The organism is Streptomyces chlorus (genome assembly GCF_042655885.1).
Taxonomy (GTDB): Bacteria; Actinomycetota; Actinomycetes; order Streptomycetales; family Streptomycetaceae; genus Streptomyces; species Streptomyces chlorus.
This window is the reverse complement of record NZ_JBHSOA010000140.1, coordinates 21,491-32,715: the sequence shown is the minus strand read 5'-3', so window position 1 is coordinate 32,715 and position 11,225 is coordinate 21,491. Positions and strand designations below refer to the sequence as shown.

Annotated in this window: 8 protein-coding genes; 1 reads left to right on the top strand and 7 read right to left on the bottom strand. The window is 71.6% G+C overall.

Annotation, left to right across the window (positions count from 1 at the left end; all coding sequences use genetic code 11):
• The 3 genes from ACFPZI_RS36825 to ACFPZI_RS36815 all read right to left on the bottom strand — a co-directional run.
• Positions 1-313: PadR family transcriptional regulator (locus ACFPZI_RS36825; RefSeq protein WP_381371521.1), on the bottom strand; the 313-nt coding region annotated here is incomplete at its 3' end.
• Between the two features lie 361 nt (positions 314-674).
• The gene (locus tag ACFPZI_RS36820; protein WP_381371520.1) at positions 675-992 is read right to left on the bottom strand and encodes a type II toxin-antitoxin system antitoxin; all 318 of its coding nucleotides are present in this window, start codon (positions 990-992) and stop codon (positions 675-677) included.
• On the bottom strand, positions 989-1,933 hold the full coding sequence (locus tag ACFPZI_RS36815; RefSeq protein WP_381371519.1) for an SPFH domain-containing protein: 945 nt from the start codon (positions 1,931-1,933) through the stop codon (positions 989-991). The genes ACFPZI_RS36820 and ACFPZI_RS36815 overlap by 4 nt, the downstream gene beginning before the upstream one ends.
• A 291-nt stretch (positions 1,934-2,224) precedes the next feature.
• Between ACFPZI_RS36815 and ACFPZI_RS36810 the strand changes: the two genes are divergently transcribed.
• Positions 2,225-4,516: a transglycosylase domain-containing protein gene (locus tag ACFPZI_RS36810; RefSeq protein ID WP_381371518.1), complete on the top strand. Its 2,292-nt coding sequence runs from the start codon at positions 2,225-2,227 to the stop codon at positions 4,514-4,516.
• Positions 4,517-4,616: 100 nt separating this feature from the next.
• Here the strand turns inward: ACFPZI_RS36810 and ACFPZI_RS36805 are convergent, their stop codons facing one another.
• The 4 genes from ACFPZI_RS36805 to ACFPZI_RS36790 all read right to left on the bottom strand — a co-directional run bounded on the left by ACFPZI_RS36805 (position 4,617) and on the right by ACFPZI_RS36790 (position 10,884).
• On the bottom strand, positions 4,617-6,833 hold the full coding sequence (locus ACFPZI_RS36805) for an ATP-binding SpoIIE family protein phosphatase (RefSeq protein ID WP_381371517.1): 2,217 nt from the start codon (positions 6,831-6,833) through the stop codon (positions 4,617-4,619).
• A 345-nt stretch (positions 6,834-7,178) separates the two neighbouring features.
• Positions 7,179-7,931: a cytidylyl-2-hydroxypropylphosphonate hydrolase gene (gene fomD / locus ACFPZI_RS36800; RefSeq protein WP_381371516.1), complete on the bottom strand. Its 753-nt coding sequence runs from the start codon at positions 7,929-7,931 to the stop codon at positions 7,179-7,181.
• Between the two features lie 159 nt (positions 7,932-8,090).
• On the bottom strand, positions 8,091-9,494 hold the full coding sequence (locus tag ACFPZI_RS36795) for a class II fumarate hydratase (protein WP_381371515.1): 1,404 nt from the start codon (positions 9,492-9,494) through the stop codon (positions 8,091-8,093).
• 421 nt (positions 9,495-9,915) lie between these two features.
• Positions 9,916-10,884, bottom strand: a complete 969-nt coding sequence (locus ACFPZI_RS36790; protein ID WP_381371514.1) for a M28 family metallopeptidase — start codon at positions 10,882-10,884, stop codon at positions 9,916-9,918.
• Between the last annotated feature and the right edge of the window lie 341 nt (positions 10,885-11,225).

The window sequence follows — 11,225 nt, the reverse complement described above, 5'->3', positions numbered from 1 at the left end:
GCGCGAGGACGACCTTGGTGTAGAGCGTCGACTGGAGGTACGGCTCCGGCTTCTCCGGCGTGGCGAGCCAGCGGGCGACGTCGGTGACGCCGGCCTCGGTGATCGCGTACCGCTTGCGCTCGGGGCCGTCGCCGGCCTCGATGCCGTCGACTTCGACGAGTCCGTTCTTCAGCAGGCGGGACATCGTCGAGTAGACCTGGCCGTAGTGCAGTGGCCGGTCGTGACCGAACTTCGCGTCGAAGACCCGCTTCAGGTCGTAACCATGGCGCGGGCCGGACTCCAGGAGCCCTAGAAGGGTGTGACCGATGGACATGGCGAGCACTCTACACAGTGTGTATACGTGCGGTGCATACGCGGAGTGTGCAGGTCGCGGAGCGAGGTGCGGGAGCCCAGGTGGGGGCCGGTTGTCACGGTTCTGTCACCGGGGCGGGAGTGGGGTGGACGGGCGCTCGGATCCTGGGGGCCGGCGCATCTCGTCCGGAGGGGGCCGGACCGGAGAACGGGGTTCGGCCCCCTCCGGACGAAAGGCTCCGGGGACCCAAGGAGGCAGGGGTCCGGAGGGCGTCATCGGAGCGCGGGGTGGGTCACCGGCCCCGGGGCGGGCGTCCGGCTCGGGAAGGTTCTCGGCCCCGGGGCGGGCGTCCGGCTCGGGAAGGTTCTCGGCCCCGGGGCGGTCATCGGGGCTCGGGTGGATGATCCTCGGGTGGAGGCTGCGGCGGCCGGCCGACCTGTGGCGGCTGCGTGGGCGGCTGCTGCTGTACGGGCGGGCGCCCCCGGCGGGGCAGGGGGCCCGCCTCGCCGGGCAGCCGGCCCGCTTCCGCGAGCGCCCGCCGCAGCAGGAACTCGACCTGTGCGTTTGCCGAGCGCAGCTCGTCGTTCGCCCAGCGCGCCAGTGCCTCGTACACCAGCGGGTCCAGCCGCAGCAGCACCTGCTTGCGCTGCTGCGGCCTGCGCCGAGGGGTCTGGTCCTCGGGGCCGGACGGGGCGGTCACTGGTAGAGGGTCCCGGTGTTGAGGACCGGCTGCGCGGCGCGGTCACCGCACAGGACGACCATCAGGTTGGACACCATCGCGGCCTTGCGCTCGGAATCCATTTCCACGATGCCCTGCTCGGCGATCCGGGCCAGTGCCGTCTCGACCATGCCCACGGCGCCCTCCACGATCAGCTGCCGGGCCGCCACGACCGCGCCCGCCTGCTGCCGCTGGAGCATCGCGGAGGCGATCTCGGGGGCGTAGGCGAGGTGGGTGAAGCGGGACTCGATGATCTCGACGCCGGCCGCGTCCACCCGTGCGCGCAGCTCGACCGCGAGCTTCTCGGTGATCTCCTCGGCGTTGCCGCGCAGGGAGAGGCCGTCCTCCTCGTGGGCGTCGTACGGGTACTCGATGGCGATGTGCCGGACGGCGGCCTCGGTCTGGGTGGAGACGAACTCGACGTAGTCGTCCACCTCGAAGGAGGCCTGCGCGGTGTCCGCCACCCGCCACACCACGACCGAGGCCAGCTCGATCGGGTTGCCGTAGGCGTCGTTCACCTTGAGGACCGCGGTCTCGTGGTTGCGCACCCGGGTCGAGATCTTGGTGCGCGAGGTGAAGGGGTTCACCCAGCGCAGGCCGTCCTGGCGGATCGTGCCCCGGTAGCGCCCGAAGAGCTGGACCACCCGGGCCTCGCCCGGCGCCACCATGTTCAGCCCGCACATGGCGAGGAACGCGGCGAGGGCGATCAGGATGCCGAAGATGATCAGCAGCGCCTTCGCGGCGGTCCCGGCGACCGCCGTGGCGCCGACGACCAGCCCGATGCCGAGCAGCAGTCCGACCAGGCCGAGCGTCAGGGCGAGCCCGCCGCCGATGCTGTGAGCCGCCGTCTCCCGCACGCGCGGGTCGGGCATCTCGGGTACGTCGGCCGTGGCCGGTGCGGCCTTCGTGGCGTGTGTGGTCATGGGTGATCCCCCCGTTTCTCGGGGCGCCGCCGCGTGAGCTGCGTGCCGCTAGCGCCCGCATATCTAAGTGATATCACTTTAGCAGCCCGCGGCAACCATGAACAGGTTTCGTACGTCGGTTCTGGTGAGACGGGTGGCGGTTCCGGTGGGGCGGGTGCTGATTGTCACGCCGGTAAAGGCCGGATCGGCAGCTTTTGTCATGGCTTCCGGTGTTAGTTTGCGGAGTTGACCTGATCGGTGAATCTGTGTGCCTCGTCAGCACACCCGAGCGAAACGGAGCAGAACGGACCCATGGGACGAGCGGAAGAACGACGCGCACGACAGCGCGGTGGGCACCGTGCGGAATCCGGGGGCCGTTCGGCGGGTGGGAACGGCCGGGGCCGGATACGCGGCCTCTTCACCTGGAAGAAGATCCTCGGCACGGCCTTCGGCCTCTGTCTGCTCGGCATGGGCACCTTCATCGTGCTGTACATGGTGATCGACATCCCCGAGGGGAACGCCGACGCCCAGCAGCAGAGCAACGTCTACAAGTACAGCGACGGCTCGATCATGGCCCGCGACGGCGAGGTCAACCGTGAGGTCGTCGACCTGGCGCAGGTCCCCAAGCCGGTCCAGCGGGCGTTCGTCGCCGCCGAGAACAAGACGTTCTACAAGGACGCCGGTGTCGATCTCAAGGGCACGGCGCGCGGTCTGCTCAACACCGCGTCCGGCAGGGGCGCGCAGGGCGGTTCGACGATCACCCAGCAGTACGTGAAGAACTACTACCTGACCCAGGAACAGACGGTCTCGCGCAAGCTCAAGGAGCTCGTCATCTCCCTGAAGCTGGACCGGGAGAAGTCCAAGGACTACATCCTCGCCGGCTACATGAACACCAGCTACTACGGCCGTGGCGCCTACGGTGTCCAGGCCGCCGCCCAGGCCTACTACCGCGTCGACGCCGAGGACCTGACCGTCGAGCAGGGCGCCTACCTTGCCGCACTCCTCCAGGCGCCGAGCCAGTACGACTGGGCGGTGGCCTCGGACACCAGCAAGAAGCTCGTCAAGAACCGCTGGAACTACGTCCTCGACAACATGGTCGAGCAGAAGTGGCTGGACGCCGCCGAGCGCTCCGGCATGGAGTTCCCGGTCCCGAAGGACCCCAAGGGCAACCCCGGCCAGGCCGGCCAGGTCGGTTACCTGGTGACCGAGGCCAACGCGGCGCTGAAGCGGCAACTGGTCGCCGAAGGCACTGCCGCGGACGCCAAGGAGGCCGACGCCCTGGTCGACCTCGGCGGCTGGACCGTCACCCTCAACATCGACAAGAAGAAGCAGAAGGCGCTGGAGGAGGCGGTCAAGAGCCGGCTCACCGGCAAGCTGGACCCCAAGGAGCGCAAGGTCGACGCCGACATCCAGGCCGGCGCCGTCTCCGTGGACTCGAAGACCGGCGCGGTCGTGGCGCTGTACGGCGGCGTGGACTACCTCAAGCACTTCACGAACAACGCCACCCGTGCCGACTACCAGCCCGCCTCCACCTTCAAGCCGGTGATCCTGGCGGCCGCGGTCGAGGAACAGGCCGAGACGCAGGACGGCCGGCCGATCGTGGCCAACACGGTCTACGACGGCACCAGCAAGCGCCCGGTCGAGGACAACGGCAGGAAGGTGGGCTTCGCCCCGGAGAACGAGGACGACCGGGACTACGGCGACATCACCGTCCAGACGGCCATGAACAAGTCCGTCAACTCCGTCTTCGCGCAGATGGGCGTCGACGTCGGGATGGAGAAGGTGATGGAGACCGCGGGCAAGCTCGGCATGGACGTCGAGGACCTGGAGGCGGTGCCCGCCCAGACCCTGGGCTCCATGGGCGCGAGCCCGATGGACATGGCCGCCGTCTACGCCACCCTCGACAACCACGGCAAGCGGACCACTCCGACGATCATCAAGTCGGCCGCGCACCTCAACCGCACCGTCACCGTCCCGGACGCGGTCGGCGAGCAGGTCATCAGCCGCGAGGCCGCCGACACGGTGACCTCGGTCCTGACCGGCGTGGTCGACGACGGCACCGCCCGCACGGCGGTCCGGGACAACCCGCTGCGCGACGGCCAGCAGGTCGCCGGCAAGACAGGCACCTCCGACAACAACAAGTCGGCCTGGTTCACCGGCTACACCCCCGACCTGATCACGACCGTCGGCCTGTTCGGCGAGGACGACGAACCTCCGCACCCGCAGGTCGAGATGTACGGCGCGGGCGGCCTGCCCCGGGTCAACGGCGGTGGCTTCCCGGCACAGATCTGGGCCGCGTACACCTTCGGTGTGGCGAAGGAGGCCAGCAGGTTCGACCTGGAGACCGACCAGGGCGCGGCCGTCGCCCCGCCCCCGTCCTCGTCGGCCCCCGCGTCGCCGTCGGAGTCACCTTCGGAGGAGCCGACGACCGAGGAACCGACCACCCAGGCTCCGACCACCGAGGAACCGACCGAGGAACCGACGACGACCGAGCCCACCACCGAGGAACCGACGACCACCCCACCGACGGAGCCGACCTTCCCCCCGCCCACCGTCGAGATCCCGCCCGACCCGGACAAATCGCCGGACGGCCAGGAGCAGTAGAGGGGGAGGGGGAACAGAAGGGGAAGCGAACGATGTGTGGGGCGCCCGGTGACAGGACCGGGCGCCCCACACATCGTCGGCACCGTTCGGTTTCCGTGGTTCAGTTTCCGTGGTTCAGCTCGAACCACACCACCTTGCCCGTGCTCAGTCGGGTCGCGCCCCAGCGGCGGGCCAGACGGTTGACCAGGTAGAGGCCGCGACCGCCCTCGTCCGTGGCGCGTGCCTGGCGGAGCCGCGGAAGCTGGGGCACGTCGTCACCGACCTCGCAGCGCAGAACGTCCGTACGCAGCAGCCGCAGGGTGACCGGGCGGGAGGCGTACCGGACCGCGTTGGTGACCACCTCGCTGACCAGCAGCTCCACCGAGTCGCTCAGGTCCTCCATGCCCCACCGGGACAGCGCCTTGCGGGCCAGCCGGCGGGCCCGGCCGGGAGCGGCGTCCTCCGGCTCGAGGAACCAGTACGCCACATCGTTCGGCGCGATCCCGTCGAAGCGGGCGGCGAGCAGCGCGATGTCGTCGTCCCGGTCGCCCGGACCGAGCATGTCGAGCACCTCGTCGCACAACGCCTCCAGCGGCGGCGGATGGTCCGGGCCGGTCAGCTGCGCGGTCGCGGCGAGCTTGTCGCGCAGCTGGTCGATGCCGGTCCACACGTCCCGCAGCCGGGACTCGACCAGGCCGTCGGTGTAGAGCAGCAGCGTCGCCCCGGCGGGCGCGTCCAGCTCGACCGCCTCGAAGTCCACGCCGCCGACGCCGATCGGGGCGCCCGCGGGCACCCGCAGTACCTCGGCCCGCCCGCCCAGGTGCAGCAGAATGGGCGGCGGATGACCGGCGTTGGCGATGGTGATGCGGTGCGCCACCGGGTCGTACACCGCGTACAGGCAGGTCGCCATGCGGTCCGCGCCGAGCCGCTGCGCCTGCTCGTCCAGATGGTGCAGCACCTCCTGCGGCGGCAGGTCGAGCCCGGCCAGCGTCTGGGCGGTGGTGCGCAGTTGGCCCATGATCGCGGCGGAGGTCATGGAGTGCCCCATGACGTCGCCGACGACCAGCGCGACCCTGCTGCCGGGCAGCGGGATGGCGTCGTACCAGTCACCGCCCACGCGCGCGGTCTCGGCGGCCGGCAGATAGCGGGAGGCCAGCCGCACGCCGGTGCAGCGCGGCAGATTCTCCGGCAGCATGGTCCGCTGCAACTCGTCCGCGATGTACGCCTCCCGCCCGTACAGCACCGCCTTGTCGATGCCGAGGGCGCTGTGCGTGGCGAGCTGGGCGGCGACCAGCAGGTCGTCGGCCTCGAAGGCGACCCGCTCGGGGCCGCGCAGGAACAGGGCCGCGCCAATCACCCGGCGCCGGCCGCGCAGCGGCGCGAGGATCGCCCGCTGACCGTCGGGGACCGCCGACTCGACGCCCTCGCCGAGGAGTTCGGGCAGCGCGGCACGCGCGGCGGGCGCGTCCGTGAACACCGGCCGTACACCGCGCAGCACTTCGGCGAGCGCGCTGCCGGGCCGCACCGTGCACCGCTCCGAGCCGATGGAGTCCAGCGCGGACGGTGCGGGGGTGGCGGCCGGCACGAAACCGCCCTCGGTGTCGCGCTCGGCCGGGATCCGGTCGCTGCGCCGCAGCCGCAGCACCAGCGGACCGGTGGGCCGCTCGTCACCGACCGGCAGCGGTTCGCGCAGATAGACCAGAATGGTGTCGGCGAAGGTGGGCACGGTGGCCCGGCACAGGCCCATCACGATCTCTTCGAGATCGATGCCGCGGGCGATCCGCCGGGTCGCGGCGCCGACGAACCTCAGCCGGTCCCCGTCCCGCCGCATCGGGGTGGGCTTCCCGGGCGGGGTGATCTGACCGGTGCGGCGCTCGAGGCCGTCGAGGACGGGTACGGAGCGGTCCTGGGACGCCTGTTCCCGGGACCCGCGGTCCTGGTCCCCCCGCTCCTGGCCCCCTCGCTCCTTGGACGCACCACCGGATGCCGGAGGAGCCGCTGCCGGGTGGTCCGCTGCCGGGTGGTCGTGCACGTCGGGTTTCTGTCCTCCGGCCGGCTGGAGCGGGATGCCCTCGGGCGCGGGCCGAGGTCGATGGGCGTCGGGTTCGGATTCCTGCCCGGCGTGCGGCTGGGAGTGCTCGGCGCCGGGCCCGGCCGTACCCGACGGCGCCAAGGACGCCGGCGAAGCCGGAGACGCCGGCGCGGACGACGGCGGCGATGACGACGATGTCGAGCCGGGCCCGTGTGCCGGTGCCGAGGCAGGCAGGAACGCCCCGTGGGCATCCGCGGGAGTGACGCCCGGGTCCGGGCGCTCGTAGGAGGTCGGCTGCTCCGTCACGCGTGTCGAGTCCATCCGTCCGGGGCCACGGCCCGTTCCTCACATTCCCGTCTGCCCCGTGAACGTGAGGCCGGGGACGCACGCCGTACACACCGTACGTCCCGCCGGAACTCCGATACCCGGAATCCGTGCCCAGGGAACGGAATTCCCGTGTGGTGGGCGCTTGCTCCGGTGTCTCCTGCCGACCGTCCCCGGCCCGCACCGGTGGTGCCGTACCCCTCGCTCACGTCCTGCCGCCCCTCGGTGACGTTCGGTCAAGCCCAGCGCGTGCTCCGGAAGTTGCTGCCGCCCGGTGCCTTGCGGAGGACGATCCTACGTTTCCTGACCCGGGGTGCATCAAGAGTCTCATGACGACAGATGCGCGGGCGTGCGGTCCCAGTCCGGTGGCAGTGAAGGTACCGCCCAGGACGGATCCGGGCGCCAGTCCTGCCAGCCGTCCGAGAACGGGGCTCCCCACCGGGAGATCACGGCCACCGCGTCCCGGCCCGCCTGGCGCACCCGGCCGGCCAGCGCGGCGTCCACCAGTCCGTCCCGCTGGGCCTGCGCGAACTCGTCCTCGTCCCGCCAGTGCCAACTACGGTCCGGGTGCACGGAGATGTCCAGAAAGTGATCCTCGGAGTCCACCCCGCCGGCCCAACGGGCCAGTGGCTCCTCCAGGTTCACGTACCAGTTCTTGAACCGCCAGTCCTGGTCCCAGAACAGCCACACCGACCAGGGCTCACCGGGCCGGGCCAGCTTCAGCACACCGGTCCCGGTCCAGCGGTCGCGCTGGACCGTACGGGGCTTGGTGTACCGGGTCCGGAGGGGCTCCTGGTGCACGGGAGTGCCGTCGGAGAGCACCGGCTTCACACACTCGGTGCCGGGCGCCATCCACACGGCGAGCAGCTCCGGATCGTCGCGTACGACCGTGACGGGGCGCGCGATGTGCAAGCGCGCGCCGCCGTTCTCCCGGTAGCGCCACAGCACCTGCGTCCCGGGCGCCCAGTGGCCGTCCGGGCCGCCCGCCGTCCCGGACCGCGGGCCGCCCGCTGCCGTCACGCCATGCTCGCGCCTCGGGCCGCCCGCTTCCTCGGGCCCTGCCGCTCCGTCCTCTGCCATGGGCAGATATTAGGTGCCTCGGGCACACGCCGCTGCGGTCCCCGTCACGGTTCACCCGAGCGGAACCGCCGCGGACATGACGGGGCATGGCGGGGACACGGCGGAGGCGGGACGGGGGTGCCGCGGGGCACGACGGGGACGCGCCTCAGCCGCTCCGCTTCACGGGCGCGTCATCCGCAGGACGTCCAGGGCCTCGTCGAGCTGCTCCACGGTGAGGTCGCCCCGCTCGACGTACCCACCCTCCAGGACCACCTGGCGGATGGTGCTCCGCTGCGCCAGCGCCTTCTTGGCGACCTTCGCGGCCTCCTCGTAGCCGATGTACTTGTTGAGCGGGGTGACCACGGACGGCGAGGACTCGGCGTACTCACGGGCGCGCTCGCGGTCGGCGACGATCCCGTCGACCGTACGGTCGGCGAGCAGCCGGGAGGCGTTCGCGAGCAGCCGGATCGACTCCAGGACGTTCCTCGCGATGACGGGCAGCATCACATTGAGCTCGAAGTTGCCGGCGGCACCCGCGGTGGCGACGGTCGCGTCGTTGCCGACGACCTGCGCGCTCACCATGAGCACGGCCTCCGGGATGACCGGGTTGACCTTGCCGGGCATGATCGAGGAGCCGGGCTGGAGGTCGGGCAGGGCGATCTCGGCGAGGCCGGTGCGGGGCCCCGAGGCCATCCACCGCAGATCGTTGGCGATCTTCGTCAGCCCGACCGCGATCGTCCGCAGCTGGCCGCTGGTCTCCACGATGCCGTCCCGGGCGCCCTGCGCCTCGAAGTGGTCGCGGGCCTCGGTCAGCGGCAGCCCGGTGACCTCGGCGACCTCCTCGATGACGGCGGCCGAGAACCCGGGCGGGGTGTTGATGCCGGTGCCGACGGCGGTCCCGCCCAGCGGCAGCTCGGCCAGCCGGGGCAGGGAGGCGTGCAGCCGCTCGACCCCGTACCGCACCTGGGCCGCGTACCCGCCGAACTCCTGCCCGAGGGTGACGGGCGTGGCGTCCATCAGGTGCGTACGCCCCGACTTCACCACGTCGGCGAACTCCTCGGCCTTGCGCTCCAGCGAGGCCGCGAGGTGCTCCAGAGCCGGTACGAGGTCCCGGGTGACGGCGGCGGTGGCGGCGATGTGGATCGAGGACGGGAAGACGTCGTTGGACGACTGGGAGGCGTTGACGTGGTCGTTGGGATGCACGGGGCGCCCGAGCCGCTCGGTCGCCAGGGTGGCGATGACCTCGTTGGTGTTCATGTTGGACGAGGTGCCCGAACCCGTCTGGAACACGTCGATGGGGAAGTGCTCGTCCCACTTTCCCCCGGCGACCTCCCCGGCCGCCTCGCCGATCGCCTCGGCGATGTCCTCGTCCAGCACACCGAGGCGCGCGTTCACCTTCGCCGCGGCGCCCTTGATCCGGGCGAGGGCCTCGATGTGGGCGCGTTCGATGCGCTGCCCCGAGATCGGGAAGTTCTCCACGGCGCGCTGGGTCTGGGCGCGCCACTTGGCGTCGGCCGGTACCTTCACCTCCCCCATGGAGTCGTGCTCGATGCGGTAGCGCCGGTCGTCGTCCGTGGTCGTCATCGTCGTACCTCCCAAGGTCCACAGCAGTGGTGCGGGCCGGATGTATTCCTGCCGGCCCCTTGCCGGCATTCCGTGCGGGTACCCACCCGGAACGGACTCCGCCCCGCCACGAGGGGACGGCGGGGCGGAGTACCGCGTGGAGACCGGAGCCGGCCGGGTCTGCCGGGGGCACGCCTCATCGGCCGGGAGGCCCGGCCGCGGGGACGCGCCCCCACCGGCCGCGGGGACGTGTCCCCATGGCCGGTGGGGGAGGGCCGCCCGCCGGCCCGCGTACGCCGTCGGGCCGGCCGGGCGCCGCACGCGCCGGCTGCGGGCGTTGGCGTCGGACGGTGTGGTGAGCGTGCCGCCGTCGGCCTCGGCCGCGGACCTGTCGCAGGACCTGCCGTACGCCGTCGGGCGGGGGCCCGGCGGCGTTCCGGCTTCAGGAGACGGCCTGCTGCCAGAGGGTGTGGGCGATGCCGTCGGCCGCGCGGTTCAGGCCGGTGGTGTTGATGTTGGTGAGGGTGTCGCAGGACCGGTGGTAGCAGGGGTCGTAGGCGGAACCGGCCGTGCCGCCCCATTTTGCGGCCTGTGCGGACGTCTTGCGGGCGCTGGCGCCCATCGCGTAGCCGGAGGTGGGGATGCCGGCCTGCTGGAAGGGGTAGTCGTCGCTGCGCCCGGCGCCCTCGGTGTTCTCCTCGGGCTGCAGGCCCAGCGAGTCCCAGTACGCCTTCATCGGCGCGGCGGCCGACGTGGTGATGCGGTTGATGAAGTAGCCGCCGTTGGTCGAGGCGACCATGTCGAAGTTGTAGTACGCCCGGATCCCGGAGCGCTGGGTGGAGGACAGCGAACGGACGTAGAAATTGGAGCCGTTGAGGCCCTGCTCCTCGTCGGTCCACCAGGCGAAGCGGACCCGGTTGCGCATGGCCGGGTTCTGCTGGGCCAGGGCCAGGGCGTTCTCCAGGAGCGCGGCCGAGCCGGAGCCGTTGTCGTTCATGCCGGGGCCCGCCGAGACGCTGTCGAGGTGGGCGCCGAACATGTACACGTTGTTCGCGTCGCCCTGCGGCCACTCGGCGATCAGGTTGGGGCCCGCTCCGCTGGTACAGCCGGAGGTGCAGGGCTGCTCGGTGACGGTGTACCCGGCGGCCTGCAGCTTGCCCTTCACGTAGGCGACCGAGTCGCGGTACCCCTGGGTGGTGGAGCGGCGGTTGCCGCCGTTGCGAGCGGCGATGGCGCTGAGCTCGCTCAGGTGGGCCCGCACCTTCGTCACGTCGACGTCGGGCGCGGCGAGCGCGTTCACGGCGGTGGCGGACCGGCCCGTGTCCGCGGGAGCGGCGGCCGCGGCGGGGAGTGTTCCGCAGCCGAGCACGACGGCGAGGGAGAAGCTCGCCACGGCGAATGGTCGTCTCACACTGTCTCCTTCGGGAGGTGGCCGTGGGGTGGGCCACTCGGAGTCCGACATGGTGTGTGCATGTCAGGGTGGCGAGAAGACTCACAGGGGAGGTTGAGGGAGTCAACGGAAACGGGGCCCGCGCGGGCAGGTTGTCCAAAAAGGGAACACAGCGTCCGCTATCCGGGCGCGCGAGGCCCCGCGGCGGCCCCTGCGGGCGTTTCCGAGGTCGGTCGCGAGGGCGTGTTGGTGTCGAGTCGGCCCGGTCGGCCGAGGGGGACCGAGGGCGGTGGGTCGCCCCTCGCCCGTCCGGCGTTCGAGGACGAGTTTCGTTCAGGGCCGAAGGGGGGCCGGGGTGCGAC